The sequence below is a fragment of the Streptomyces sp. P13-3-3 genome, assembly GCF_050571355.1.
GTDB classification, from domain to species: Bacteria; Actinomycetota; Actinomycetes; order Streptomycetales; family Streptomycetaceae; genus Streptomyces; species Streptomyces althioticus.
Genome location: NZ_CP192228.1, coordinates 2557859 through 2582935, shown reverse-complemented (window position 1 = coordinate 2582935; position 25077 = coordinate 2557859). Strand labels below are relative to the sequence as shown.

25 protein-coding genes are annotated in these 25077 nt (G+C 74.1%); 13 read left to right on the top strand and 12 right to left on the bottom strand.

Annotated elements, in window-relative coordinates; genetic code table 11:
• Window positions 1-26 precede the first annotated feature (26 nt).
• From ACQZOG_RS11735 to ACQZOG_RS11720, 4 genes are all read right to left on the bottom strand, one after another.
• Window positions 27-908 (bottom strand): hypothetical protein, encoded by an 882-nt coding sequence (locus ACQZOG_RS11735; protein WP_261674733.1) that lies wholly within the window; start codon window positions 906-908, stop codon window positions 27-29.
• Window positions 905-1069, bottom strand: coding sequence for a hypothetical protein (locus ACQZOG_RS11730; protein WP_158698195.1), 165 nt, complete (start codon window positions 1067-1069; stop codon window positions 905-907). Before ACQZOG_RS11730 ends, ACQZOG_RS11735 begins: the two co-directional genes overlap by 4 nt.
• Window positions 1066-2592, bottom strand: a complete 1527-nt coding sequence (locus tag ACQZOG_RS11725; RefSeq protein WP_261674734.1) for a hypothetical protein — start codon at window positions 2590-2592, stop codon at window positions 1066-1068. Before ACQZOG_RS11725 ends, ACQZOG_RS11730 begins: the two co-directional genes overlap by 4 nt.
• A gap of 104 nt (window positions 2593-2696) precedes the next feature.
• A complete protein-coding gene (locus ACQZOG_RS11720; protein ID WP_365163898.1) occupies window positions 2697-3392 on the bottom strand; it encodes a GntR family transcriptional regulator in 696 nt (231 codons plus the stop codon).
• Window positions 3393-3528: 136 nt separating this feature from the next.
• Between ACQZOG_RS11720 and ACQZOG_RS11715 the strand changes: the two genes are divergently transcribed.
• The 5 genes from ACQZOG_RS11715 to ACQZOG_RS11695 are packed head-to-tail and all read left to right on the top strand — an operon-like array spanning window position 3529 to window position 7992.
• Window positions 3529-4851, top strand: coding sequence for an MFS transporter (locus ACQZOG_RS11715; RefSeq protein ID WP_033275161.1), 1323 nt, complete (start codon window positions 3529-3531; stop codon window positions 4849-4851).
• Window positions 4848-5696: a putative hydro-lyase gene (locus ACQZOG_RS11710; protein ID WP_430741483.1), complete on the top strand. Its 849-nt coding sequence runs from the start codon at window positions 4848-4850 to the stop codon at window positions 5694-5696. Before ACQZOG_RS11715 ends, ACQZOG_RS11710 begins: the two co-directional genes overlap by 4 nt.
• Before the next feature lie 36 nt (window positions 5697-5732).
• A complete protein-coding gene (locus ACQZOG_RS11705) occupies window positions 5733-6491 on the top strand; it encodes a LamB/YcsF family protein (RefSeq protein WP_193456119.1) in 759 nt (252 codons plus the stop codon).
• Window positions 6488-7117, top strand: coding sequence for a 5-oxoprolinase subunit PxpB (pxpB, locus tag ACQZOG_RS11700; protein ID WP_193456118.1), 630 nt, complete (start codon window positions 6488-6490; stop codon window positions 7115-7117). The genes ACQZOG_RS11705 and pxpB overlap by 4 nt, the downstream gene beginning before the upstream one ends.
• Complete coding sequence (locus ACQZOG_RS11695) at window positions 7114-7992, top strand: biotin-dependent carboxyltransferase family protein (RefSeq protein WP_033275158.1); 879 nt, start codon at window positions 7114-7116, stop codon at window positions 7990-7992. Before pxpB ends, ACQZOG_RS11695 begins: the two co-directional genes overlap by 4 nt.
• 156 nt (window positions 7993-8148) lie before the next feature.
• Here the strand turns inward: ACQZOG_RS11695 and ACQZOG_RS11690 are convergent, their stop codons facing one another.
• Together ACQZOG_RS11690 and ACQZOG_RS11685 are read right to left on the bottom strand one after the other, a co-directional pair.
• Window positions 8149-9567 (bottom strand): HEAT repeat domain-containing protein, encoded by a 1419-nt coding sequence (locus ACQZOG_RS11690; protein WP_033275157.1) that lies wholly within the window; start codon window positions 9565-9567, stop codon window positions 8149-8151.
• Between the two features lie 302 nt (window positions 9568-9869).
• Entirely contained in the window at window positions 9870-10262 is a 393-nt protein-coding gene (locus ACQZOG_RS11685) for an ankyrin repeat domain-containing protein (RefSeq protein WP_033275156.1), read from the bottom strand.
• 258 nt (window positions 10263-10520) lie between these two features.
• On the opposite strand from ACQZOG_RS11685, the gene ACQZOG_RS11680 reads away from it, so the two are divergent.
• Both ACQZOG_RS11680 and ACQZOG_RS11675 read left to right on the top strand, forming a co-directional pair.
• On the top strand, window positions 10521-10715 hold the full coding sequence (locus tag ACQZOG_RS11680) for a hypothetical protein (protein WP_024887312.1): 195 nt from the start codon (window positions 10521-10523) through the stop codon (window positions 10713-10715).
• A gap of 49 nt (window positions 10716-10764) precedes the next feature.
• The gene (locus tag ACQZOG_RS11675; protein WP_033275155.1) at window positions 10765-12441 is read left to right on the top strand and encodes a membrane protein; all 1677 of its coding nucleotides are present in this window, start codon (window positions 10765-10767) and stop codon (window positions 12439-12441) included.
• A 321-nt stretch (window positions 12442-12762) separates the two neighbouring features.
• Here ACQZOG_RS11675 and ACQZOG_RS11670 read toward each other — a convergent pair whose 3' ends face one another.
• Window positions 12763-14262, bottom strand: a complete 1500-nt coding sequence (locus ACQZOG_RS11670) for a PLP-dependent aminotransferase family protein (protein WP_037638534.1) — start codon at window positions 14260-14262, stop codon at window positions 12763-12765.
• A gap of 99 nt (window positions 14263-14361) precedes the next feature.
• On the opposite strand from ACQZOG_RS11670, the gene ACQZOG_RS11665 reads away from it, so the two are divergent.
• The 4 genes from ACQZOG_RS11665 to ACQZOG_RS11650 all read left to right on the top strand — a co-directional run bounded on the left by ACQZOG_RS11665 (window position 14362) and on the right by ACQZOG_RS11650 (window position 17847).
• The gene (locus tag ACQZOG_RS11665; RefSeq protein WP_033275153.1) at window positions 14362-15027 is read left to right on the top strand and encodes a YczE/YyaS/YitT family protein; all 666 of its coding nucleotides are present in this window, start codon (window positions 14362-14364) and stop codon (window positions 15025-15027) included.
• Entirely contained in the window at window positions 15024-15791 is a 768-nt protein-coding gene (locus ACQZOG_RS11660; protein ID WP_033275152.1) for a glycerophosphodiester phosphodiesterase, read from the top strand. Before ACQZOG_RS11665 ends, ACQZOG_RS11660 begins: the two co-directional genes overlap by 4 nt.
• A 53-nt stretch (window positions 15792-15844) precedes the next feature.
• Window positions 15845-17191: an MFS transporter gene (locus tag ACQZOG_RS11655; RefSeq protein ID WP_033275151.1), complete on the top strand. Its 1347-nt coding sequence runs from the start codon at window positions 15845-15847 to the stop codon at window positions 17189-17191.
• A 281-nt stretch (window positions 17192-17472) separates the two neighbouring features.
• Window positions 17473-17847, top strand: coding sequence for an RNA polymerase-binding protein RbpA (locus ACQZOG_RS11650; RefSeq protein WP_003977404.1), 375 nt, complete (start codon window positions 17473-17475; stop codon window positions 17845-17847).
• A 105-nt stretch (window positions 17848-17952) separates the two neighbouring features.
• Here ACQZOG_RS11650 and fxsA read toward each other — a convergent pair whose 3' ends face one another.
• The 4 genes from fxsA to ACQZOG_RS11630 all read right to left on the bottom strand — a co-directional run bounded on the left by fxsA (window position 17953) and on the right by ACQZOG_RS11630 (window position 22774).
• Complete coding sequence (fxsA, locus tag ACQZOG_RS11645; RefSeq protein ID WP_033275150.1) at window positions 17953-18534, bottom strand: FxsA family membrane protein; 582 nt, start codon at window positions 18532-18534, stop codon at window positions 17953-17955.
• Between the two features lie 68 nt (window positions 18535-18602).
• Window positions 18603-19484: a polyprenol monophosphomannose synthase gene (locus tag ACQZOG_RS11640; RefSeq protein WP_033275149.1), complete on the bottom strand. Its 882-nt coding sequence runs from the start codon at window positions 19482-19484 to the stop codon at window positions 18603-18605.
• 539 nt (window positions 19485-20023) lie between these two features.
• A complete protein-coding gene (locus ACQZOG_RS11635; RefSeq protein WP_033275148.1) occupies window positions 20024-21637 on the bottom strand; it encodes an amidohydrolase in 1614 nt (537 codons plus the stop codon).
• A gap of 696 nt (window positions 21638-22333) precedes the next feature.
• Entirely contained in the window at window positions 22334-22774 is a 441-nt protein-coding gene (locus ACQZOG_RS11630; protein WP_004002750.1) for an Lrp/AsnC family transcriptional regulator, read from the bottom strand.
• A 214-nt stretch (window positions 22775-22988) separates the two neighbouring features.
• Between ACQZOG_RS11630 and ACQZOG_RS11625 the strand changes: the two genes are divergently transcribed.
• Window positions 22989-23423, top strand: a complete 435-nt coding sequence (locus ACQZOG_RS11625) for a hypothetical protein (protein WP_033275147.1) — start codon at window positions 22989-22991, stop codon at window positions 23421-23423.
• A 164-nt stretch (window positions 23424-23587) separates the two neighbouring features.
• Window positions 23588-23842, top strand: coding sequence for a hypothetical protein (locus ACQZOG_RS11620; RefSeq protein WP_037638537.1), 255 nt, complete (start codon window positions 23588-23590; stop codon window positions 23840-23842).
• Here the strand turns inward: ACQZOG_RS11620 and ACQZOG_RS11615 are convergent.
• A complete protein-coding gene (locus ACQZOG_RS11615) occupies window positions 23805-24977 on the bottom strand; it encodes an acyl-CoA dehydrogenase family protein (RefSeq protein ID WP_037638538.1) in 1173 nt (390 codons plus the stop codon). The two genes, ACQZOG_RS11620 and ACQZOG_RS11615, sit on opposite strands and share 38 nt — an antisense overlap.
• Between the last annotated feature and the right edge of the window lie 100 nt (window positions 24978-25077).

Here is a 25077-nt window from a genome sequence, read left to right as displayed (position 1 = left end):
TCTCGTGAGGCTTCGTGGGGTGGGGGTCAGGCGGAGTGGAAGGGCAGGCCGGCGTCGGCGACCAGGTCGAGGTCGTCGCCGTCCTCGGGGGGCAGCAGGGTGGGGGTGCCGTCGGTGACGGGGACGACACCGAGGTCGAGCAGTTCGGCCATGGCGGCGCTGCCCGCCATGTCGCGGACCTGGAGCTGGTAGCGGGCGGTGGTGCGGTAGGTGCCGCCGTTGTCGTCCCCGGTGCGCTGGAGGAAGCCGGAGTCGGTGAGGAAGGAGACTGCCTTGGCGACGATGCCGGTGGTGGATCCGGCCAGGCGGCGGGCGTCCTTGGTGGCGCCGGTGGCGCTGCGCCGGGACCAGATCCGCCAGGCTGCCTCGAGTCCGGGGGTGTCGGTGGCCGGGTCGGTGTTCTCGCCCTGTTCGGCGGCCCGCTCCTCCAGGCGGTGGCAGGCCTGGCGGACGAAGGCGTCGACGCCGTTGACCGTGACGCGTCCGATGTAGCCGTCGTCGGCGAGGTCCTCGGGGCGGGGGAAGGCCATGGCGGCGACGGCGAGGTGGGCGAGGCCGTGCAGGAAGCGGTCGCCGCCGTCGGCGGAGGCGCGGCGGGCGTAGTCGCCCATGCGGACGGCGAAGACGGAGTCCTCGGCGGCGGTGACGGCCATGCCGGCGCGCGGGGAGACCTCCAGCACGATCAGCCCGAGACCGGTGGCGACGGCGTCGGCGAGCCGCGCGAACGGCGGGTCCTCGCGGTAGCGGCGCAGCAGGTCGGCGTACTCCTGGTCCCTGGCGGGCTGGAGCTTGGGCTGGAGGCCGAAGGCGACGAGCCGGGCCGCGTCGGCGGCGTCGGCGGGCGTGACGGCGGTGCTGGCCGGCGTCGCCGCGGGCTCCGGCTCGCTCCAGTCGGCGTGCTCGGTCACGGTCGGGGCTCCTCGGTGCGGGCGAAGTCGGTACGGGCGTAGTCGGTGCGGGCGAAGTCGGTGCGGGGGGTGCGACCGCGGGGGTCTCGGCGGCGGGAGGCACGGGTGCGGGGGCCGCTCGGGCGGGAGGCGCGGTCGCCGGCCGCCGGTGTCGCGGTCATGCCGCCTCCGTGCGGTCCGCGGCCATGCCCGCCGCGTCCAGCAGGGCCGTGCCCACGATGAGATCGGCGCCGCCGAACTCGGGGTCGTCGAGCTCGGTGCCGTCGTCCACGGCGAACAGCAGCTTCCGCTCGCCCTGGCGGTAGGCCGTGCCGACGGGCGGGCTGGCGGCGTGGACGGCCAGCAGGGCGACCAGGTAGGGCAGTTCGGGGTCCTTGCGGCGGGCCTCGGCGAGCAGCCCGGACAGCCGGCGGGGCGCGTCGGCCGGCAGGTCGAGCAGGTCGGTGGCGGCCGCGAGCTGCTCCTCGCTGAAGCGGCTGTCGTCGGGCGTGGCGATGAGGTCGGGCTCGGGCATCTCGGCGCCGAGGTGCTCCCGTTCGACGGGCGGGGTCAGCAGGATCTCGACGAGGTCGGCGACCCGCACGGAGACGGGCGTGCGCAGCCCGGTGCCGTGGGCGAAGAACGCGTCGGTGACCCGGGTCGCCCGCTCCACGGGGAGCGGCAGCAGGGGCGCGAGGAGCTGGCCGTAGAGGTCGGTGCCCGCGGCCGCGGCGGGCGTGGCGAAGGCCTGCCGGTCCTGTTCGGCGCGGAACAGCGGGCCGGCCTCCAGGAGCCGGGACTGGAGCTGGGTGTGGCGCCGGATGCAGTCCTTGACGATGTCCACCAGCTCGGCGGCGCGGCGCTTGTGCTCGAGGTCCTCGGACTCGTCGCGGGCCTTGCGGATGTTGGTGAGGATCGCGTTCTCGTGGCGGTAGCGGTCGGCCACGTGGTCGAGGGCCTCGGCGATCATGTCGGGCACGGCGCTGAGCCAGTCCACCGCGCGGACGTTGCGCCGGGTGGCCTCCAGGGCGCGGCGCAGGGTCTCGGAGTACTGCACGGTGCGGTAGCGGGCCTGTTCGGCGGCGAGCTGGGCGTCGGCGAGCCTGCCCCGGCTGATCAGCACCTCGAGCTTGACCTCGGCGGCGATCTGGGCGCTGGTGACGTCGGTGTCGAGGGCGCCGACCAGGACGTTGACCGCCTCGTCGGTGGTGCGCAGGTACACCGTGCCGCCGGGGCCGGGGACCTCCTCGATCAGCTTGAAGTCGTAGTCGCGGCGGACATAGGTGCCGTCCGGGCCGAAGACGCCGTACACCGCGCGGAAGCCGCGGTCGACGCTGCCGACGTTGATCAGGTTCTCCAGGACCCAGCGGGCCACCCGCTCGTGCTCGGCGGCGGGGCGCGTGGGGGCCTGGGCGGCGACGCGCGGGAGGAGCCGGGCGACGATCTGTTCGTGGTCGGCGCCGGTGTCGAAGTCCATGTTGAGCGTGACCAGGTCGATGGCGGCGAGCGCGATCTCCGCCATGCCGTACACCGAGTACTCGCCCGCGAGATTGGCCTTGCGGGTGTCCAGGTCGTGCAGCGGCGCGGTGCACGCGAGCGCGCGCAGCCGCCGCGCCAGCCCTTCGTCGGCGGCCGGGCCCGGAGCGGGGCGCGGCCCCGCGCTGAGCTGGGGCGGAACGCTGTCCGTCGATGCAGGCGAAGTCACGGTGCACAGACTAGGTCCTCGGTCCGACAACGGCCCAAACGAGGCAGTTGCGCCCCGGCGCCGTGACCTGCGGAACGCCCGCGGGGACCGGTTGCCGTACGCGTCTAGTCCCCGTCGCCCACCCGGCGCCGGTAGACCTCCACCACCCGTTCCAGCGACACGTCGAGGTAGGCGGCGAGGAGGCGTTCGGCGGCGTCCCGGTCACCCGCCTCAAGGGCCTGGAGAATCTCCATATTTCGGGCGATGTACGGTTCGTGCAGCCGCTGCGGCTCGTCCACCACGTGGAAGGCGAGCCGGAGTTCGGCGAAGACGCTGCGCATGAGTTCGGCGGTGCGCTCGCCGGAGGCGAGGGCGACGAGTTCCTGGTGGAAGTGGATGTTGGCCGTACCCACCGCTTTCCAGTCACCTTCGCGGGCCGCCCGTTGCCCCTCCTCCACCGCCTCAGCGAGGCCGCCGAGGGCGTAGGGCGGCTCGCCGAGGCCCCGTACGACGGCGCACTCGACGAGTCGGCGGGTGCGGTAGATGTCCTCGACGTCCTCGACGGTCAGCACCCGTACGAACACACCCCGGTTGAGCTCGTGGACGAGCAGCCGTTCGTGCGTGAGCAGCCGGAACGCCTCGCGGAGCGTGTTGCGGGAGACACCGAGGGCGCCGCCGATGCTGTCCTCCGAGAGCCGGGTGCCGGGCGGGAAGAACCCCTCGGCGATGCGGCTTCTGAGGATGTCCGCGACGCGCTCGGCGGTGCTGGTCCGCCCCAGCAGGGCACGGTCGCCGGCCAGTCCGCTCATCTGCTCTGCCATGCCCGGAATTCAAGCGCACCCGGAAGGACGAGACAACATGGGTATTGAAGGATCGTTCAACGATCCTCTACCTTGCTGAGGCACTGGCACGGCTCACTCCTCCCTTGCACCCCCGTCCCCCCTCTGCGAGGTGCCCATGAGCACGACCCCTCCGCCGCCGAGCGCCCTGACCGGAACCCCACGCCCCGTCAAGCCCGAACCCCCTTCCGAGGACGGGGCGTTCGGCTGGCTGCGCGCGCTCGGCCCGCGCGGCCGACGCGCCTTCGGCGGCGCTTTCGGCGGCTATGCCCTGGATTCGTACGACTACTTCACGCTGCCGCTGACGATGGTGGCGCTGTCCGCGTACTTCGGCCTGAACAGCGGCCAGACCGGGCTGCTGACCACCGTGACCCTGATCGTCTCGGCGGTCGGCGGCGCCCTCGCGGGCGTCCTCGCGGACCGCGTCGGCCGGGTCAAGGCGCTGCTGCTGACCGTGATCACCTACGCGGTGTTCACCGTGGCCTGCGGCTTCGCCCCCAACTACGAGACGCTGCTGGTCTTCCGCGCCCTCCAGGGCCTCGGCTTCGGCGGCGAGTGGGCGGTCGGCGCGATCCTGGTCGCCGAGTACGCCGGCGCCAAGCACCGGGGCCGCACGCTCGGTGCGGTCCAGAGCGCCTGGGCCGTGGGCTGGGCCCTGGCCGTGATCGTCTACACGGCCGTCTTCTCGCTGGTCGACGGCGACCTGGCCTGGCGCGTCATGTTCTGGACCGGCGCGCTGCCCGCGCTGCTCGTCGTCTGGGTGCGGCGCAGCGTGCAGGACGCGCCGGAGGCGGCCGCCGCACGCGAGGAGAGCGCGAGCAAGGGATCGTTCGCGGCGATCTTCCGGCCGTCCCGTGCGGGCTCCCCCGGGCTGCTGCGCACCACCCTGTTCGCCGTGCTGCTCTCCACCGGCGTCCAGGGCGGCTACTACACCCTCGCCACCTGGGTGCCGACCTACCTCAAGTCCGAGCGCGACCTGTCGGTCGTGGGCACCGGCGGCTATCTGACCTTCCTCATCTCGGGCGCGTTCCTCGGCTACCTGACGGGCGGTTACCTCACCGACCTGTTGGGCCGCCGCCGCAACATCTGGCTGTTCGCCCTGCTCTCGGCGGTGTGCATCGTCGCGTACACGAACATCCCCAGCGGCGCGAACACCCTGGTCCTGGTGCTCGGCTTCCCCCTCGGGTTCTGCATGTCGGCCATCTTCAGCGGCTTCGGCTCCTACCTGAGCGAGCTGTACCCGACGGCCGTGCGCGGCACCGGGCAGGGCTTCACCTACAACACCGGCCGTGCCGTCGGCGCCGTCTTCCCGACCACCGTCGGTTTCCTCGCCGACAGCTGGGGCGTCGGCGGCGCCCTGGTCTTCGGCGCGATCGGCTACGGCCTGGCCGCGCTGGCGCTGCTCGGGCTGCCGGAGACGCGCGGGAAGGAGCTCGAGTGACCGCCCCCTCCGGCGACGGCGCCCGCACCGCCGTGGACGACCGCCCCGTGGTCCTCGCCGACGACACCACGCGCGCGTGGAGCCCGCGAACGGCCCGCGCCCGCTTCCGTGAGGGCCTCGCGGTCCCCACGACCGGCGTGGCCGCCGGGTACGCCCAGGCCAACCTGGTCTCCGTGCCCGCCGACTGGGCGTACGACATGCTGCTGTTCTGCCAGCGCAACCCGCGCGCGTGCCCCCTCCTCGACGTCACCGACGCCGGTTCGACGTCCACCGTGCTCGCGTCCGACGCCGACCTGCGCACCGATCTGCCGCGCTACCGGGTGTGGGAGGACGGCGAGCTGGTGGACGAGCCGACGGACGTACGGGCGTACTGGCGGGACGACCTGGTGTCGTTCCTCATCGGCTGCAGCTTCACCTTCGAGTGGGCGCTGGCGGCCGCGGGGGTGCCACTGCGCCACGTCGAGCAGGGCCGGAACGTCCCGATGTACCGGACGACGTGGCAGTGCCGTCCGGCGGGACGGCTGAGCGGCCCGATGGTGGTGTCGATGCGCCCGGTGCCGCCGGAGCACCTCGACGCCGCCATCCGGGAGAGCGGGCTGATGCCGGCCGTGCACGGCGCCCCGGTGCACTGCGGCGACCCGTCCGCGCTCGGCGTCGAAGACCTCGACCGCCCCGACTTCGGTGACCGGGTGGAACTCGCGCCGGACGACATCCCGGTGTTCTGGGCCTGCGGGGTCACCCCGCAGGCCGCGGTCATGGCGTCCCGGCCGCCGTTCGCGCTCACCCACGCGCCGGGCCGGATGTTCGTCGGCGACGCCCGGGACGAGCAGTTCCGGGTGCTCTGACCGGCGCCCTCACCCGCACGGAGAAACGAAGGATCCATGACCTCGATCGATCTGAACGCCGACCTCGGCGAAGGCTTCGGCCACTGGACGCTCACCGACGACGAGCGGCTGCTGTCGGTGGTGACCAGCGCCAACGTCGCCTGCGGCTTCCACGCGGGCGACGCCCCCACCATGCGCCGGGTGTGCGAACTCGCCGCCGCGCGCGGGGTGCGGATCGGCGCCCAGGTCTCCTACCGGGACCTGGCCGGGTTCGGCCGTCGGGCGATGGACGTGCCGCCCGCCGAGCTGACGGCCGAGGTGGCGTACCAGATCGGCGCCCTCGAGGTGTTCGCCCGTGCTGCGGGGACCCGCGTCGCGTACGTCAAGCCGCACGGCGCGCTCTACAACCGGGTGGTGCGCGACGAGGAGCAGGCGCGCGCGGTGGTCGACGGGGTGGTCCTCGCCGACCCCACGCTGCCCGTGCTCGGGCTGCCCGGCTCACGGCTGCTGGAGCATGCGGCGAAGGCGGGGCTCCCGGCGGTCGAGGAGGCGTTCGCGGACCGCGCGTACACCGACGAGGGCACGCTGGTGGCGCGCGGTCAGGAGGGCGCCCTGGTCACCGACCCGGGGGCCGTCCTGGAACGCTCGGTGGACCTGGCCCGCAGCGGCGAGGTCGTGGCGCTCTCGGGGCGCCGCATCGGGATGAGGGCCCGCTCCCTGTGTCTGCACGGCGACACCCCGGGCGCCGTGGACCTGGCGCGGCGGGTGCGGGCCGCGCTGGAGGCCTCCGGGGTCCGCGTGGAGGCGTTCGCATGAGGACGCTGCCCGTCGGCCCGGAGGCCCTGCTCGTCGAGGTCGCCTCCGGCGAGGAGGCGCAGGCGCTCCACGCGGACCTGCTGCGCCGCCGCGCGGAGGGCTCCCTGACGGCCCGTGAGATCGTCCCGGCCGCGCGCACGGTGCTGCTCGACGGCCTGCCCGACCCCGCCCGCCTGGCCGCCGAACTGACCTCACGTCCGGTGCCGCCCCTGCCGCCCCGCGCGGACGGGACGGTCGAGATCCCCGTGCGGTACGACGGCCCCGACCTGGCCGACGTGGCGGCCCACTGGGGTGTCGGTGAGGCGGAGGTGGCGCGGATCCACGCGGACGCCGAGTTCCGCGTGGCCTTCTGCGGCTTCGCCCCCGGCTTCGGCTACCTCACGGGCCTCCCCGCCCGCTACGAAGTCCCCCGGCGCTCGACCCCGCGTACGTCCGTCCCCGCGGGCTCCGTCGCCCTCGCCGGGCCGTACACGGGCGTCTACCCCCGCTCCTCCCCCGGCGGGTGGCAGCTCATCGGCACCACGGACGTCGTGCTCTGGGACCACACCCGGGAGCCCGCGGCTCTGCTCTCGCCCGGCACGCGCGTGCGGTTCGTCCCCGTGGCCCCGACGGGACCGGTGACATGACGGACCGCGCGCTCTCCGTCGTCCGGGCGGGGGCCCTGACGACCGTTCAGGACCGTGGCCGGCCCGGTCACGCCCACCTGGGCGTCCCCCGCTCCGGCGCGCTGGACGGTCCCGCCGCCGCGCTCGCCAACCGTCTGGTGGGCAACGGACCGGAGGCGGCCGTCCTGGAGACCACCCTGGACGGCTGCTCCCTGCGCCCTCGGTCGGCCGTGACGGTGGCGGTGACGGGGGCGCCGTGCCGGGTGACGGTGGACGGCCGCCCCGCGGCGTGGGGCGCGCCGGTGCGGGTGCGGGCGGGGTCCGTGCTGGACGTCGGGCCCGCGGTGCTCGGGGTACGGGCCTACGTCGCCGTGTCCGGCGGGGTGGCCGTCGAGCCGGTGCTCGGGAGCCGGTCCACGGACCTGCTGTCCGGGCTGGGGCCGGCGCCGCTGACGGACGGGGCGGTGGTGCCGCTCGGGGCGCCGACGGGGGTGCACGCGCGCGTGGACGTGGCTCCGCAGGCGGGGCCGCCGTCCGAACTGGTGCTGCGGGTCTCCCTCGGGCCGCGGGACGACTGGTTCACGACGGAGGCGGTGCGTCTGTTCCTGTCCGGCGTGTTCCGTGTGTCGCCGGCGAGCAATCGGATCGGGGTGCGGACGACCGGGCCGGTGCTGGAGCGGGCGCGGGGGGAGGAGCTGCCGAGTGAGGGGATGGTGCTGGGGGCTGTGCAGGTGCCTCCGGCGGGGACTCCGGTGATCTTCCTTGCCGATCATCCGACGACCGGGGGGTATCCGGTGATCGGGGTGGTGCGCGCGGAGGATCTGCCTGCGGCGGCGCAGGCCCGGCCGGGGACGGCGGTGCGGTTCGTGGCGGTGCGGGGGCGTGGGGGTTGTTGAGGTTTTCCTCGCCCCCGCCGCCCCTTCCCTTCCCGGCCCTGGGGCTGTGCCCCAGACCCCCTTTCGGCCCTGCCGACCTCGTCCTCGAACGCCGGACGGGCTGTTCGTAGCCCCTCCGGCGTTCGAGGAGCGGGGTTCGGGACGGGGCCCCGGGGGTTACACAGCCGTGCCTTCGGGGCCGATCCTGCTGCGGACGGCCGTCTGTACTTCCGCCTCCTCCGCCGGGTCGGCGGCCAGGCGGCGGAGGCGGTCCACCACGCGCGTGTCGCCCGTCTCGGCATGGCGGGCCGCGAGCTCGCGGGTGGTCTCCTCGCAGTCCCAGAGGCATTCGACGGCGAAGCCCGCGGGGAAGGACGGGTCGGTCGCGGCGAGGGCGCGGGCGGCGCGGCCGCGGAGGTGCGAGGAGGCGGTCTCGCGGTAGATGTGCCGCAGGACGGGCGCGGCACAGACGATGCCGAGGCGTCCGGCGCCGTCGACGAGGGTCCACAGAGTCGTCGCGTCGGGGCCTTCACCTCGTACGGCCTCACGGAGGGCTCCGAGGACCAGGTCACGGTCGCGTGTGCCGCCCCGGCAGGCGAGGACGCGGGCGGCGGCCTCGCCGAGCGCGTCGGGCCGGCGGGCCCAGCCCCGCGCCCGGTCGACGGCGGCCACACTGCGCATGCGTTCGAAGGCGTCGACGGCGGCGTCCACGACGGCCGTCGAGCCGTCGGCCGCGGCGGCCTCGACCAGGTCGAGAGCGTCGGGGTCCGCGGTGTCGGCGAGATAGCGCAGAGCCGTGCAGCGGGCTCCGTCGGAGCCGTCCCGGGCGGCGCGGACGATCTCCGGGCGGTCCTCGGGCCCCGCCACGGCGGAGAGACAGCGGGCGGCCGGCACGTGGAGGGCGGCGCCCCGGTCCATGCCCTGCTGGGCCCAGTCGAACACGGCCTGGACGCTCCAGCCGGGGCGTGGCCCGGTGGGCCGCATCTGCCGTTGCCAGCGGTCGAAGGAGCCGGCCTCCTGGGCGGCCCGTACGCGCGTGGCGACGGCTGGCCGCGGATCGTCGGCCCACAGCCGCCAGGGACGGGGTTCGAAGGCGTCCCGCACGGTCGCGGCCAGTTCGGCCTCGCCCTCGGCGTCGGCCGAGAAGCGCGCGAGCACCGGGGCGGCGAGGGAGCGCAGGCCGGCGTCGTCGTCGCGCAGGGCGAGTTCGTCGAGGGCCCAGGCCCAGTTGCTGCCCTGGGCGGCGTACCTGCGCAACAGGTGCAGGGCGTCCTGCCTGCCGTAGGACGCGAGGTGCCCCAGGACGGCGAGGGCGAGCCCGGTGCGTGACTCGTCGGTGTCGAGCACGTCCTCGGGGTCGAAGAGGTGCGCCTCGATCGCCTCGAGTCCGCCGTCCAGGTCGAGGTGGAGTCGGGCGTAGTACAGGGAGCGGTTCTCCACCTGCCAGTCGTGGCGCGGGTCGCGCAGCACACAGTGGTTCAGCGCCGCGAGCGCCTCCGAGCGCGGGGCGGTGAGCGCGTGCAGTGTGCCGTCGCCGCGGCCCCTCTGGAGCAGGCCGAGCAGCGTACCGCTGGGCGCTATGACCGGATCGAACATGGGAAACAGCCTCACATCAAGCGTCGACGCAACCGGGAGTGTGGATTACCTGGCCGCGTGACAACACGTCGGGGCGCCCGCCGTTTCCTGCTTGTTGTAGACCATCTCTCTCTGCCTCTCGTCGGTGGCCCATGCGGACCGGGTTCACGGCCCGCGCGGTGCGGCAACACCTGCCCAGCCATCGCGTCCGTGAATCACGTCGTCATGATGACCCGGCGGTCACATCTACCGCGACCGTATTTCGGCGGCCCTGTACCGCCTCCCCCGTTTTCCGTGTCGTCGCTGGTCGGAGCGGAGTCCGCTCAGCTGTCGCCGAACAGCTCGAGCAGCTCCGTGCGGGCGAACATCCTGGCCGTGTCGACGGCCGACGGGGTGCCCGCGGAGGGGTCGGCGCCTCCCTCGATGAGTGCCTTGACGACGTCGGTCTCGCCCTTGAAGACCGCTCCCGCGAGTGGCGTCTGGCCGCGGTCGTTGACGCGGTCGGCCTCGGCGCCGCGGGCGAGCAGGGCGCGTACCGCCTCGGCGTGGCCGTGGTAGGCGGCGAGCATCACGAGGGAGTCGCCGCGGTCGTTGGTGAGGTCGGCGGGGACGCCCGCGTCGACGTAGGCCACGAGTTCCTCGGTGCGGCCGCGCCGGGCCAGGTCGAAGATCTTGGTCGCGAGCTCCACGACCTCGGGGTCGGGGGCTTCACTCATGGCCGGACCGCCTCTCACTGCACGGGTGCACGCATCGGGAACAGGGCGTACGTCTGCACGTGGGCAGCCGTACGGGTGAATCGCCAGGGTACTGGCTCGGGCGGCACATGAGCCGACACGGCCGAGGTAATGATCACCTGAGACACCGCGCGGCATTCAGGGCGGATATCCACCCAGTTGCACCTTTTTTCGTATAGATACATTCTGTGATCAGGGAAGTACTCATGGTGACTGCCCCCGTGAACCAGGAGAACTCACATGATCATCTCGATCTCATGCGTGGTGCTGCTCGGCATCGTCGTCTTCGTCTTCTTCCGCAAGGACGGACTGAAGCTGTCGCACGCACTGGTGGCGATGCTGTTCGGCTTCTATCTGGCCAGCACGGCCATCGCGCCGAGCATCAAGGCGGGCGGCGAGAGCCTCGCCGGCCTCCTGGGCGGGTTCAAGTTCTGACCCGGCCGACCACGCCCCGCCCGCCCGTACGCACCCTCTGGAGACAGTAGTGGCCCGGCGTCCCCTTCCCCGCATCCTCAGCAACGGCAGCGCCCAGCTCGCCCGGAGCCGGGAGCTGGCCAGGACGGCGGCCGACAGCGCCACGGACGTCCTCCACCCGCTGATCACCATCACGCGCGGGCTGCGCCGGCTGGCCTCGGCCGGACGGCGCAGGTGGGTCGACACACCCAAGGACCGGCGCGGCGCGCTGCTCTTCGGTGTGGCGGCGGTGCTGCTGGCCGTGGCGCTCGCGCCGTACGGCCCACTGCTCGCCGTCGTCGCCCTGATGGCGGCGGCGGCCTGGCACGGCCGGGACCGCACACCCGCGGTCCCCGCCGGACCCGCCCCCGGCCAGCTGCAGCGCCTGAAGTCGCTGTACGAGGCGCTGGTGCCGTACTTCGCCGCGAGCGACGACCCCGAGCCGCTGTACGCCCGTGGCGGCGACTGGGGGAAGGTCTTCTCCGAGTACGAGTTCGACGGCGACGGCCGTCTCGCGCACCTGCTGATCTCCTACCCGGCCTACTTCACCGACGCCGAGCCCGCGTCCCGGGCGCGGATCGAGCACCTGCTCGGCGCCAAGTGCGGACGGGGCCGGGAGTACCACTTCTCGTGGGACGAGGAGGCCAACCAGCTCACCGTCCGCGTCCTCGCCCCGCTGCCCACCGACATCGCCGCCCAGCCGTTCGTCACGGCTCCCGGCGAGACGGTGCTCGGCTTCACCGACCCCACGCGCGTGCAGCGGACGCTGCCGCTCACCCACGGCGCGCACGGCGAGGAGCGGACCGACGTCCCGCCGGTCGTCTGGCGCACCGGCGTCCGCTCCACCGAGCCGCATCTGCTCGCCGTCGGCCAGCCGGGCAGCGGTACCTCGACGCTGCTGCGGTCGATCGCCCTCCAGGCGCTGCACCACGGCGACGTGGTGATCGTCGACGGCGGCGGGACCGGTGAGTACGCCTGCCTCACCGGCCGGGACGGCGTGCTCGCCGTCGAGTGCGCCCTGTCGGGGGCGGTGACCAGTCTGGAGTGGGCGGCCGCCGAGACCGAGCGGCGGCTGGCCGCGGCGAGCAAGGCGCACCAGGCGGGCGACCCGCCGCCCGAGGACACCAGGCGGCCGCTGTGGCTGCTGCTCGACCGGCCGAGCGTCTTCACCCACCTGGCGGCGGCGGACGACGGCGGCACGGATCCGCAGGCGCTTCTGGTGGCCCCGTTGCGGCACGGGCGTGCGGCGAACGTGACCGTGGTGGTCGCGGAGCAGTTCGACGGGCTCGACGCCCTGGCGGCACCGGTGCGGCAGCACACGCGCGCGCGGGTCGTTCTCGGTCCCGCCACGGCGGAGCAGCTGGAGGCGGTGCTGGGCGCGCCGCCGCACACCACGCCGGTGGACCAGATGCCGCCCGGGCGTGGGTACGCGCGGCTGGGCACCGGGCCTGTGCACCGGCTCCAGGTGCCGGCGACGCCGGACCCGTACGACGACGCGACCAGCGAGGCGCACCGGCAGGCGGTCCTCGACCTCCTCCCGCCCCGCACGACGCCGGCGGACGAGGAGCCGGGGCCGGTGCCGGAGGCTGTGCGGCTGGACAAGGCGGCGACGGAGAAGGTCGCTGCGGCGGCTGGGCTGGCGCCGGAGGCGGAGGTCTCGGAGCCGGCGGCTCCGGAGGGCGCGGCGGTGGCGGAGTCGTCTTCCTGAGAGCGGGGGCGCGACGCCTCCCGGCGGGCCCCGGCGAAGGCGCCGTACCCGCGGCTCACGGGGTGCCGCGCATCCTCGTCCGCCGACTGCGGCCCGTTCGGGGCTGATCGCGCAGTTCCCCGCGCCCCTTGAGGGCGCCGCCGCCTGCGGGCAGTCGTGCCGCATGGGGCGGCACGGGTGGGCGCAGGCGGCACCCTCCCGGCGGGCCTCACCGAAGGCGCCGTACCCGCGGGTCACGGGGTGCCGCGCAACGTCGCACGCCGAGTGCAGCCCGTCCGGGGCTGATCGCGCAGTTCCCCGCGCCCCTGAGGGGCGTTGCCCCTACGCGACGAATGTGCGCGGGGACTCCGCGCCCGTCGTGCCGCCCGTTTCCACGATCCGGGCCGCCGCCGCCAGGCGTACCGCCGCTTCCTCCGCGACCGCGCCCCCCACCGTGAACGGCAGCCGGACGTAGCCCTCGAAGGCGCCGTCCACCCCGAAGCGGGGTCCGGACGGGACGCGTACCCCGACGCGCTCCCCCGCCTCCGCGAGCCGGGACCCGGAGAGGCCGCCCGTGCGGACCCACAGGGTGAGGCCGCCGCGGGGGACCTCGAACTCCCAGGCGGGGAGTTCGCGGCGCACCGCGCTCACCAGTTCGTCCCGGTTCTGCCGGGCCTGCACGCGGCGCAGCTCCACCGCCTCCTCCCAGCCGCCCGTGCCGAACAGCCAGTTGACGGCCAACTGCTCCAGCACCGGCGTCCCCAGATCGGCGTACGCCCGCGCGGCGACCAGGCTGCGGATCACGTCCGGCGCGGCCCGCACCCACCCGATCCGCATCCCGGCCCAGAACGCCTTGCTCGCCGAGCCGACCGTGATCACCGTCGACCCGGCGGGGTCGAACGCGCACACCGGACGCGGCATCTCCACGTCCTCGTCGAGCCACAGCTCGCTCATCGTCTCGTCGGCGACGAGCACCGTCCCCGCCGATCGCGCGGCGTCGACGAGCCGGCGCCGCTGGTCGTCGTCGGCGAGCGCCCCGGTCGGGTTGTGGAAGTCGGCGACGACGTAGGCGATCCTCGGCGCCGCCTCGCGCAGCACCTGGCGCCAGCGGTCGAGGTCCCAGCCCGTCAGGCCCTCGGCCATGGCGACGGGGACGAGACGCGCGCCGGCCTCCCGCATCAGCTGGAGGATGTTGGCGTAGGAGGGCGATTCGACGGCGATGCGTTCGCCGCGTCCGCCGAAGAGATGGCAGATCGCGTCGATGGCGCCCATCGCCCCGGTGGTGACCATGATCTGCTCGGGCATGGTGGCGATGCCCCGCTGCGTGTAGCGGTCGGCGATCATCGCGCGCAGGGCGGGGAGTCCCGCCGGGTAGTCGCCGTGGGTGTGCGCGTACGGCGGGAGTTCCTCCAGCGCGCCCTGGACGGCGCGCGTGAGCCACGGCTCGGGGGCGGGCAGGGCGGCGCAGCCCAGGTCGATCATCGAGCCGAGCGCTTCGGGTGGCAGCGGTTCCAGTCCTCGCGCCGGCACGGGGTTGCCGGCCGGGACGGCGGTCCAGCTCCCGGCGCCGCGCCGTGACTCGAGGAACCCCTCGCCGCGCAGCGCCTCGTAGGCCGCGGCGACGGTGGTGCGGCTCACGGACAGGGCGAGGGCGAGTTCCCGCTCGGCGGGCAGCCGCGCGGCGACCGGCACGCGCCCTTCGAGCACGAGCAGCCGGATGCCGTCGGCGAGGGCACGGTAGGCGGGCGGCCGCCGGGTGCCGGGCCCCGCCGGGCGGTCCTGCTGGGATCCGAGCAGCCGGGCCAGCTGGCCGGCGCCCACTGCGGAAGTCCACTGCGCCATAAGATTCAGTCCACCTTCCCCGGATTGGCCATGGATGACATGACCACTCTGGCTCCAGGGTGGCATGCATCGGTCCACTTCCACCACAGGGGGCACCTCTTGGCCAGAAACGCGCTCGGCGAGCGCCGTCTCGTGCGGCGGCTGTTCCAGCTCTACGCGGGCCTGGCCCTGTACGGGGCGAGTTCGGCGCTGCTGGTGCGGTCCGGGCTGGGACTCGAACCGTGGAACGTCCTGCACCAGGGCCTGTCCGAGCGCACCGGCCTGTCCATGGGCGTGGTGCTGACCGCGCTGGGCGCGCTGATCCTGCTGCTGTGGATCCCGCTGCGGCAGCGGCCGGGACTCGGCACGGTCTCCAACGTGCTGGTGATCGGCGTGGCGATGGACGCGACGCTGGCCGTGGTGCCGGACGCGCACGGCATGGCCCTACGGGTGGCGGTGATGGCGTCGGGAATCGTGCTGAACGGCGCGGCGACCGGGCTCTACATCGCGGCCCGGTTCGGTCCGGGCCCGCGCGACGGCCTGATGACGGGCCTGAACCGGCGCACGGGGGTGTCGGTGCGTCTGGTCCGCACGGCCATCGAGATCACCGTGGTGGTCACCGGCTTCGTACTGGGCGGCACGGTCGGCGTCGGAACCCTGCTGTACGCGGTGACCATCGGCCCGCTCGCCCAACTGTTCCTCCGCGTCTTCGCCGTCCCCGAACCGGGCGGGAGCAGCACGGTCGTTGCGGGGCGCACACCCCGGCGGGCGATACTGCGGTCGTGACCCCTCCGATACGCCACCCCTACCTCGACCATCCCGCACCGCTCGCCTTCGCCCACCGGGGCGGGGCCGCGGACGGTCTGGAGAACACCGTCCGGCAGTTCCGGAGCGCCGTCGAGGCGGGCTACCGGTACATCGAGACCGACGTCCACGCCACGCGCGACGGCCGGCTCGTCGCCTTCCACGACTCCACCCTGGACCGGGTGACGGACGGAGCGGGCCGGATCGCCGACCTGCCGTGGGCGGAGGTGGCACGGGCCCGGGTGGCCGGCCAGGAGCCGGTCCCGCTGTTCGAGGAGCTGCTGGAGACCTTCCCCGAGGTCCGCTGGAACGTGGACGTGAAGGCCGAACCGGCGCTGCTTCCCCTGTTGGACCTGGTCGAGCGCACCGGCGCCTGGGACCGGATCTGCGTCGGGTCGTTCTCGGAGGCGCGCGTGGTGCGCGCCCAGCGGCTGGCCGGGCCCCGGCTCGCCACGTCGTTCGGCACCCGGGGCGTGCTCGGTCTGCGGCTGCGGTCCTGGGGGTTGCCGGCGCCGCTGCGCCGGTCGGCCGTCGCCGCCCAGGTGCCCGAGGAGCAGTCGGGGGTCCGCGTGGTCGACGAGCGGTTCGTGCGGACGGCCCACGCGCGCGGGCTCCAGGTGCACGTGTGGACCGTGAACGAACCGCAACGCATGCACCGGCTCCTCGACCTGGGAGTGGATGGCATCATGACCGATCACATCGACACACTGCGCAAGGTCATGGAGGACCGCGGCACCTGGGTCTGAGACCCCCGCAGCCCCCGTCGCCTCGGCGCGCTCACGGGGAAGCGAGGGCACGGGTGGACACCGACACCGTGCGGTCACCGGCGGCGGACGACAGCGCCGGACGGCGGCGCGAACAGCGCGGCTGGTACTTCTACGACTGGGCCTGCTCGGTCTACTCCACGACCGTCGTCACCGTGTTCCTCGGCCCCTACCTGACCACGGTCGCGGAGGCCGCGGCGGACGCGGACGGGTTCGTGCACCCGCTGGGCGTACCGGTGCGCGCGGGTTCCTTCTTCGCGTACGCCGTGTCCCTGTCGGTGGTCGTGGCGGTGCTGGTGATGCCGCTGGTGGGGGCCGCCGCCGACCGCACCGGGCGCAAGAAGCCGCTGCTCGCGGCGGCCGCGTACACCGGCGCCGCCGCCACCGCGGGGATGTTCTTCCTCGACGGCGACCGCTATCTGCTGGGCGGTCTGCTGCTGGTGGTGGCGAACGCCGCGCAGTCGGTCGCGATGATGCTCTACAACTCCTACCTGCCGCAGATCGCGCCGCCGGAGGAGCGCGACGCCGTCTCCTCGCGCGGCTGGGCCTTCGGCTACGCGGCGGGCGCACTGGTGCTGGTGGCGAACCTCGTCCTCTACACGGGGCACGACAGCTTCGGCGTGTCCGAGAGCATGGCGGTGCGCATCTGCCTGGCGTCGGCCGGACTGTGGTGGGGCGCGTTCGCACTGATACCCCTGCGTCGGCTGCGGGACCGCCGTGCACCCGCCCGCGAGGCGGCCCTGCCGGGGTTCCGTCAGCTGGCGGCGACGGTCCGCGACATGCGCCGGCACCCGCTGACCCTCGCGTTCCTGCTGGCCTATCTGGTCTACAACGACGGCATCCAGACGGTGATCTCCCAGGCCTCCGTGTACGGCTCGAAGGAGCTGGGGCTCGGACAGTCGACGCTGATCGTGGCCGTGCTGCTGGTCCAGGTGCTGGCCGTGGCGGGCGCGCTGCTGCTGGGGCGGCTCGCCCGGCGGTACGGCGCCAAGCGCACGATCCTCGGCTCGCTGGTCGCCTGGACGCTGACGCTGGCCGCCGGCTACTTCCTGCCCGCCGGCGCGCCGGCGTGGTTCTTCGTGCTGGCCGCCGGGATCGGCCTGGTCCTCGGCGGCAGCCAGGCCCTGTCCCGCTCCCTCTTCTCCCACCTGGTCCCGCCCGGCAAGGAGGCCGAGTACTTCTCGGCGTACGAGATCAGCGACCGGGGGCTGAGCTGGCTCGGGCCGCTGCTGTTCGGTCTGACGTACCAGCTGACCGGCAGCTACCGGGACGCGATCCTCTCCCTGGTGGGCTTCTTCGTCCTGGGATTCGTCCTGCTCGCGCGGGTACCCGTACGCAGGGCGATCGCCGACGCGGGCAACCCGGTGCCCCGGCGGATTTAGCGTTCGACGCGAAAGGGCGGTAGTGTACGCGTTTGGCCTGCCAGGCGTACCGTTACTGCGCGTCAAAGATGCCGAACCGCTGTGTGACATCTGTGACCAGATGTGACAAACCGGGCGTCGGTGGGTACTGCACTGGTTGACAAAGGCTGCGGCCACGACGGCGACACATGACCCGGAACGGATCTCCGATCGGGAATCTTTACCGCCGACCGGACGTTGACCGGATGACGACGACAGCGACACACCTGTCCTGTGGGCGACAAGCCCGGGAGGCACGATTCATGAGTGAGCGAGCTCTTCGCGGCACGCGCCTCGTGGTGACCAGCTACGAGACGGACCGCGGCATCGACCTGGCCCCGCGCCAGGCCGTGGAGTACGCATGCGAGAAGGGGCACCGCTTCGAGATGCCCTTCTCGGTCGAGGCGGAGATCCCGCCGGAGTGGGAGTGCAAGGTCTGCGGTGCCCAGGCACTCCTGGTGGACGGAGACGGTCCGGAGGAGAAGAAGGCCAAGCCTGCGCGTACGCACTGGGACATGCTGATGGAGCGGCGCACCCGTGAGGAGCTCGAAGAGGTCCTCGAGGAGCGTCTCGCCGTTCTGCGTTCCGGTGCGATGAACATCGCGGTGCATCCGCGGGACAGCCGCAAGTCGGCCTGATCCCGGCGGGAGCCCGCCCGGAGGCACAGAGACAGGACCGAGGGCGCCGTACGTGTACGGCGCCCTCGGTCCTGTCTGCGTGCCCGGACGCGTCCGGGGCCCGCCCTACTTGGTCAACGGGGGCCGCGGTCCCTCGGGGCTGCCGCTTCCGGGCTCGTCCCGGACGACCTCGCCCTGGACCACCTTGCCGTCCGGGTGGTGCATACGGGCCTGTGTGAAGGCGTCCCCCAGCGGGCTCTGCGCGGCGGCCTCGCGGAGCTTGCGCTCGAAGGTGCGCTCCGCGTACCGGCTGACGGCCTTCTGGACCGGCGGCACCAGCAGGAGCAGGCCCAGCGCGTCGGAGATCAGACCCGGCAGGACGATCAGCAGACCGCCCAGCATCGTCAGCCCGTTGCCCTCGCTGTTGGTCCGGGCGCCCGGGGTCACCGGTCCGCCGCCCTGCTGCTGTTGCACGGTCTCGGTGAGGTTCCTGAAGGCGCGGCGGCCCGCCCGCTTGATCACGTACGAGCCGAGGACGATGCCGGCCAGCAGGATCAGGAAGACCACCAGGCCGCTGGACGCGCCGGCGACGAGAGTCAGCAGCCAGATCTCCAGTACGAGCCATGCGGCGACGCCGAGCGGCAGCAGCGTGCGCAGCCGGGAGCGCCGGGGCCGGGCGGGGTACGGGCTCTGAGCACCAGTCGTCATACCCCCAGTGTGCCTGGGTGCGGCTCAGCACGGGATAAGCGGGCCGGTCGTCCCCCAGGGCCCGGGGGTTACGGCTCGGAGCGCCCGGCGTCCGCCGTCGTCTCCCTGACCGGCTCCTCGGCCGGAACGCCCTTCCCGGCGCGGGGCCGACCGGGCTTGTTGTCGTCGGCGCGGCCGAGGACCTTGCCGACCCTCTCCCCCACGCCCCAGGCGGTGACCCGCCACAGCGCCTCGACGAGGATGTCCTTGCTCATCTTGGAGTCGCCGAGCTCGCGCTCCACGAAGGTGATGGGCACCTCGACGACGTGGTAGCCGGCCTTCACCGCGCGGCGGGCGAGGTCGACCTGGAAGCAGTAGCCCTGGGAGGCGACCTCTTCGAGGCCGAGGCCCTCCAGCGTCTCGCGGCGGAACGCGCGGAAGCCGCCGGTGATGTCGCGCAGCGGCAGGTCGAGCGCCATGCGGGAGTAGAGGCTGCCGCCTCGGGAGATGAACTCGCGGGACTTCGGCCAGTTGACCACCCGGCCGCCGGGCACCCAGCGCGAGCCGAGCACCAGGTCGGCGCCCTTGAGGGCGGTGAGCAGCCGGGGCAGCTCCTCGGGCTGGTGGGAGCCGTCGGCGTCCATCTCGACCAGCACGCCGTAGCCGTGCTCCATGCCCCAGCGGAAGCCCGCCAGATAGGCGGCGCCGAGGCCTTCCTTGCCCTTGCGGTGCAGCACCTGGACGTGGTCGTCCGCGGCGGCCAGTTCGTCGGCGAGCTTGCCGGTGCCGTCGGGGCTGTTGTCGTCGGCCACGAGGACGTGCGCCTCGGGGACGGCCTTGCGCACGCGTCCGACGATCGCCTTGATGTTCTCCGCCTCGTTGTACGTGGGGATGATCACCAAAGCCGTACCGAGCGGGCCGGATTTCCGCCCCTGGGATCCTGCCGCGAGGGTCCCGCCGCCGTCGTTCACTGCTGCCCCTTCATGTCCTGTGCGCAGGATCCCACCTTAGTGGGCACGGCCTGCCGTGAGGTGACAGGACGTACATATGGTGGTGTCGTTTCCCGATCATCGGGTAGGCACATCTTCTTCCACCGGGTGCGCGCGGACGGCGGGTGGGGGCCCGGCGCCCTTCGGGCCGGCCCGGGACCCGCCGGCTGCGGATCACCTGGAGCCGTTGTCTACTGAGCGCCCGGGCCCCACCCGGGGTCGCACCTCCCCGGCCGGCGGACACGTCCCTCGGCCCCGCGCCGCGCTGAGCCTGGCTCCCAGCGACGGTGCCCCGGTGCGGCACACCGTCCCTGACCCAGCGGCGCCGGCCCGAGTGGCCGGACGGTCTCCGGTCGGGCGTCCGGTGGTGGACCCGGCCGAACCTACCGGCCCTCCGCGGCCGCCTGTCAACAGTCGTCCGACCTGCGCAGTGTGGTTCAAGTGCCTGGCCAGAGGCGAGGATGCGCAGGTCGCGCGACGGGGGCGCGGTGCATGATCGACCACCGCGCCGCCCGCGCAGATCACTCGCCCGGCCGTACGAAGACCGTGCGGCCGCCGACCACCGTGCGGAGGCAGACGGGCAGGTCACGGCCGGGGGTGAGGTCGGGCAGGCCGGGGGTGCCGGACCTCGGGTCGGTGGACCAGCGGGCCACCCGGTCGTCGGGCGCCTGGACGACGAGCTCGCCGGTGCGCCAGACGGCGTAGTCGGCGGGGGCGCCGGGCACCAGGACGCCCGCGTCGTCCCGTCCGGTCGCCCGCCAGCCGCCGCGGGTGTGGGCGGTGAAGGCGGCGCGGACGGAGACGCGGTGCTCGGGGGTGCGGTGGAAGGCCGCCGCCCGGACGGTGCCCCAGGGGTCGAGCGGGGTGACCGGGCTGTCGGAGCCGAAGGCGAGCGGGACGCCGGCCTTCAGCAGCGCGGCGAACGGGTTCAGCGTGCGGGCGCGCTCCGCGCCGAGGCGCTGGGCGTACATGCCGTCCTCGCCGCCCCACAGCGCGTCGAAGGCGGGCTGGACGGAGGCGGTGAGGCCGAGCTCGGCGAAGGCGGCGATCGTCTCCGGGGTGACCATCTCCGCGTGCTCGACGCGGTGCCGGGCGGCGCGCACGCGAGCGAGGCCGAGCTTCTCCGCCGCCGCGCGGACGCCGTCGACCACGGTGCTCACGGCGGCGTCGCCGATGGCGTGGAAGCCCGCCTGGAGGCCCGCCTCGGTGCAGGCGACGACATGGGCGGCCACCGCCTCCGCGTCGAGGTGCGCGGTGCCGGTGTGGGCGGCGTCGGCGTACGGAGCGTGCAGGCAGGCGGTGTGCGAGCCGAGGGCGCCGTCGGCGAAGAGGTCGCCCGCCGCACCGAGCGCGCCCAGCTCGCGGGCCTTGGCGACGTCCTGCTCGGCCCAGTAGCCGACGACACGGGGGCCGGGCTCCTCGCGGGCGAGGCGCAGCAGGCCGGTGAAGTCGTCCTCGGAGGAGATCTCGGGTCCGCCGCACTCGTGCACGGTGCCGATGCCGAGGGACGCCGCGTGGGCGAGGGCGGCGCGCTGGGCGGCGGTGCGCTGGGCGGGGGTGACGGCGCCCAGCGCCGCGGCGCGCACCGCGTGGTGGTCGTCGCCGGTGAGAGGGCGGTCCTCGCGGGTCACGCGGGTCGCGCCGCCGGCGACGAGGTCGAGCAGCGCGGTGGAGACGACGGCGGAGTGCACGTCGATGCGGCTCAGGTAGAGCGGGCGGCCCGCGGTGGCCTCGTCGAGCTCCGCGCGCGTCGGGGGCCGGCCGCCGGGCCAGCGGGCGGCGTCCCAGCCGTGTCCGAGGAGCACCCGGTCGTCGGGGCGGGCGGCGGCGAACTCCCGCACCCGGGCGAGGGCGTCCTCGAGGGAGGCGGCGGTGGACAGGTCCAGGCCGGTGAGGGCGAGGCCGGTGGCGGTGGTGTGGACGTGCGCGTCGGTGAACGCCGGGGTGACCAGCGCCCCGTCGAGGTCGACCACCTCGTCGACACCGTCCGCGAAGGCGTCGGCCGCGCCCTCGGACCCCACCCAGGCGACCTGGCCGCGCTCGACGACCATCGCGGTGGCGAAGGGGTCGGCGGGGCTGTGCACCTCTCCACGGCGGAGCAGGACGGTGGGCGGCGGGGCGGTACGTTCACTCATGCCCTTAGTCTCGCGCGCCCCGCACACGGTCCGGCACGCAGGTCCCGCTCGGGGCGCGGAGGCCGGGGGGCGGCGCCCCCACCCCGCGTCTCCCGGCGCACGCCGGGGTGCGAACGCGCCTCGGACGTACCCGCGAGACGCCCACCACCGGCGCAGACTGCGACGGTCGTCGTGCCTGGCGACCGGCGGCCGTGGGTCGGACCGCGGGCGGCGCGGAGCCGCCTCCCGGAGCCGGCCCTCGGAACCGCCCGTGGACGGTGCCCGAGCGGGACGTCGGCGGCGGCGGGCGGGGCGCCTGTCCTGACGGAGCCGGGACGGACGGTTTCCGTCGACTGCGCCTCGGACGCGGGACACCTACGGCCCGGAGGCGATGCTGCGCCGAGCCACCCGGCACGGCCCGAGCCCGGCCGCACCGCGCGACGCCCCGGCCCGGCACGGCCACCGGCCCGCCGCCGGGCCACCCGGCCCGTCCGGCTCGGCCCGCCCGCCGAGCGCGGGTCCGGCAGGCACCACCGTCACCGGAGCCAGGCCCCCACGGGAGTGGGAACTCTTCCGGCGTCCCCCGGCAAGCCCCGTCGCGTCGTCGTTGCGCGCGGCGAGCCCGGTCGCCGGACGGATGGAGACCGGCCTCGCCCGGCCCGCTCCCGTCGGCACCAGGCTCGCCGCGCGCAACGAAGGCGACCGAGCCCGCAGGGCTCAGATCCGCGGCGGCCGCGCCTCGTACGGTGTCGACAGGACCACCGTCGTGCGGGTGGAGACCCCCGCCAAGGAGCGCAGTCGCGCGAGGAGTTCCTCCAGTTCGTGCGGGGTCGCCACGCGGACCTTGAGGATGTAGTTCTCGTCGCCCGCGACGCTGTGGCACGCCTCGATCTCGGGGACGCCCGCCAGGCGGTCCGCGATGTCGTCGGGGGCGCTGGGGTCGAACGGTTTGACCGAGATGAACGCGGTCATGGGCAGGCCGACCGCCTCCGGGTCGACCACCGCCGCGTAGCCACGGATGACGCCGCGCTGCTCCAGCCGTCGCACCCGCTGGTGCACGGCCGACGTGGACAGGCCCGTGGCCTTGCCCAGGTCCGTGTAGCTCATCCGCCCGTCCTTGACGAGCAGCTGCACGATCTGTCGGTCCAGCTCCTCCATGGCGCTGAACCTACAGGGCGCTTGATCGCCTCGGATACCGGAACGGCCGTGCGCGACGGCCGCGGACGGCACCTGCGAGCGGCATGTGACGAAGACCACACGCCTTGCGCCGTCTCCGTGATGTTCTCGTGATTACCCACCTGGGGTGGCGGGAAGTGCTTGCTGTGGTCGAGGCCGCAGTGCCTGAACGGCCCAGCCCGAGGGGGAGAACCCAATGCAGAGTCTTAAGCGCCCTGGTCGTACCACGTCCAAGCGGCAGCAGCCCGTCGTCGCGCCCGAGCCGGAGTACGTCGAACCCGGAACCCCGGACGACGACGTCGACGCGTACGACACCTTCGAGATGTTCCGGGTCGTGTGCCCGGACTGCTCGCAGCCCATCGCCCTCCTGGCGGACGAGGAGATCCTGCCGGAGCACGCCCTGTGCGCCTCGCCGTGGAACCCGTTCGGGCTCACGGTCTGCCCCGGCACGGGCCGCCGGGCGTCCGAGGCCCGGCCCGCGGACGAGACCGTCACGCCCCAGGAGCAGGACACGGCGCTGCTGCTGACGCTCCCTCAGGGCCTCGACTGGCGGACCCAGCCCTTCTCGCACGTCGGCGGGCCGGGATCGCGCCCGATCCGCTTCCCGGTGATGCGGCGCGACGCCGCCTGAGCGCGGACCGGCCCGAGGGTGGCGGAGCACCGCCGCCCTCGCCGTTCGCCGCCCCGCCCCTTCACCGCCTCGCCCCGCCGGTGTCCGCCGCACGGGGCACCGCTGAACGCACGCTCTATTCGGCACGGCGGTGACCCGGCCGCCCGCTCGCGCGTTGGCCGGGCATGACGACCCCCACGTACTCGACGACCGGGCGTCAGCGCCACGTGTTCGTGCCGCCGCCCGTCGAGGCGGCCGTGACCGTCCCGCCGCCGCAGCTCCCGGACCCGCCGATCTACCGCGAGATGATGCGGACGTGGACGGACCGGGGCCGCACGGTGCCGGGGCGGCACGACCCGGAGTGGGCCCGGCTCGCCGCGCCCTGGCGGGGTTTCGGCCGGTTCAGCGCGTCTCCGGCCCCGCGAGGTGGCGGGCGATGACCATGCGCTGGATCTGGTTGGTGCCCTCGACGATCTGCAGCACCTTCGCCTCGCGCATGTAGCGCTCGGCGGGGAAGTCGGCGGTGTAGCCGTAGCCGCCGAGGACCTGCACGGCGTCGGTGGTGACCCGCATCGCGGTGTCGGTGCAGTGCAGCTTCGCCATGGCGGCCTGCCGGCCGAACGGCCTGCCCGCGTCGCGCAGCCGGGCGGCCGCCAGGTACAGCGCGCGTCCCGCCTCGATCTGGGTGGCCATGTCGGCGAGCATGAAGCGCAGCCCCTGGAAGTCGGCGATCGGCCTGCCGAACTGGCGCCGCTCGGTGGCGTAGCCGACTGCCTCGTCGAGCGCGGCCTGGGCCACGCCGATGGCGCACGCGGCGATGCCGAGCCTGCCGCCGTCGAGCGCGGACAGGGCGATGGCGAACCCCTGCCCCTCCTCGCCGATGCGACGCGCGTCGGGCACCCGGACGCCGTCGAAGTGGACCTGGGCGGTGGGCGAGCCCTTCATGCCCATCTTCTTCTCGGGGGCGGCGGCACTGATCCCGGCGGCGTCCCCGGGCACCAGGAACGCGCTGATGCCGCGCGCCCCCTCGCCGCCGGTGCGCGCCATGACCGTGTAGAAGTCGGCGACGCCGCCGTGGGTGATCCACGCCTTGGTGCCGTCGATGACCCAGTCGTCGCCGTCACGGACCGCGCGGGTGCGCAGGGAGGCGGCGTCGGAGCCGGAGGAGGGCTCGGAGAGGCAGTAGCCGCCGAGCAGTCCGCCGCCGAGCATGGCGGGCAGGTGCTCGGCGTGCTGCTCCTTGGTGCCGAAGGCGGCGAGCGGGTACGTCGCGAGGGTGTGCACGCTGACGCCGAGGGCGACGGTGAGGCGGGCGCGGGCCAGCTCCTCCAGGACCTGGAGGTACGCCTCGTAGGGCTGGTCGCCGCCGCCGTACTCGGAGTCGTAGGGCAGGCCGAGCAGGCCGGACTCGGACAACAGGGTGAACAGCTCGCGCGGGAAGCGGCCTGCTTCCTCCTCCTCGGCGGCCCTGGGGGCGACCTCGCGCTGCGCGATGTCGCGGACGAGCGTGAGCAGGTCCCGGGCCTCGTCCGTGGGCAGTAGCCGGTCCACCGGCTGCGGGGCGCGGTCGGGCATGACGTCGCTCTCCTCCCTGTTGGGGCACACGGCGTGCGCCTTGGGTGGAGGCGGCTTCGCCGGGGTCGTTTCGGTGCCGGGCCGATGCTCGCACTCCCGG

Bases quoted from the DNA above. Each gene is read 5' to 3' on its own strand.
- ACQZOG_RS11705 (WP_193456119.1), top strand. From the start codon at position 5,733: ATGACCTCGATCGATCTGAACGCCGACCTCGGCGAAGGCTTCGGCCAC.
- ACQZOG_RS11670 (WP_037638534.1), bottom strand. From the start codon at position 14,262: ATGGCGCAGTGGACTTCCGCAGTGGGCGCCGGCCAGCTGGCCCGGCTG.
- ACQZOG_RS11650 (WP_003977404.1), top strand. From the start codon at position 17,473: ATGAGTGAGCGAGCTCTTCGCGGCACGCGCCTCGTGGTGACCAGCTAC.
- ACQZOG_RS11695 (WP_033275158.1), top strand. From the start codon at position 7,114: ATGACGGACCGCGCGCTCTCCGTCGTCCGGGCGGGGGCCCTGACGACC.
- ACQZOG_RS11715 (WP_033275161.1), top strand. From the start codon at position 3,529: ATGAGCACGACCCCTCCGCCGCCGAGCGCCCTGACCGGAACCCCACGC.
- fxsA (WP_033275150.1), bottom strand. From the start codon at position 18,534: ATGACGACTGGTGCTCAGAGCCCGTACCCCGCCCGGCCCCGGCGCTCC.
- ACQZOG_RS11685 (WP_033275156.1), bottom strand. From the start codon at position 10,262: ATGAGTGAAGCCCCCGACCCCGAGGTCGTGGAGCTCGCGACCAAGATC.
- ACQZOG_RS11730 (WP_158698195.1), bottom strand. From the start codon at position 1,069: ATGACCGCGACACCGGCGGCCGGCGACCGCGCCTCCCGCCCGAGCGGC.
- ACQZOG_RS11720 (WP_365163898.1), bottom strand. From the start codon at position 3,392: ATGGCAGAGCAGATGAGCGGACTGGCCGGCGACCGTGCCCTGCTGGGG.
- ACQZOG_RS11690 (WP_033275157.1), bottom strand. From the start codon at position 9,567: ATGTTCGATCCGGTCATAGCGCCCAGCGGTACGCTGCTCGGCCTGCTC.
- ACQZOG_RS11625 (WP_033275147.1), top strand. From the start codon at position 22,989: ATGCAGAGTCTTAAGCGCCCTGGTCGTACCACGTCCAAGCGGCAGCAG.
- ACQZOG_RS11635 (WP_033275148.1), bottom strand. From the start codon at position 21,637: ATGAGTGAACGTACCGCCCCGCCGCCCACCGTCCTGCTCCGCCGTGGA.
- ACQZOG_RS11615 (WP_037638538.1), bottom strand. From the start codon at position 24,977: ATGCCCGACCGCGCCCCGCAGCCGGTGGACCGGCTACTGCCCACGGAC.
- pxpB (WP_193456118.1), top strand. From the start codon at position 6,488: ATGAGGACGCTGCCCGTCGGCCCGGAGGCCCTGCTCGTCGAGGTCGCC.
- ACQZOG_RS11630 (WP_004002750.1), bottom strand. From the start codon at position 22,774: ATGGAGGAGCTGGACCGACAGATCGTGCAGCTGCTCGTCAAGGACGGG.
- ACQZOG_RS11620 (WP_037638537.1), top strand. From the start codon at position 23,588: ATGACGACCCCCACGTACTCGACGACCGGGCGTCAGCGCCACGTGTTC.
- ACQZOG_RS11680 (WP_024887312.1), top strand. From the start codon at position 10,521: ATGATCATCTCGATCTCATGCGTGGTGCTGCTCGGCATCGTCGTCTTC.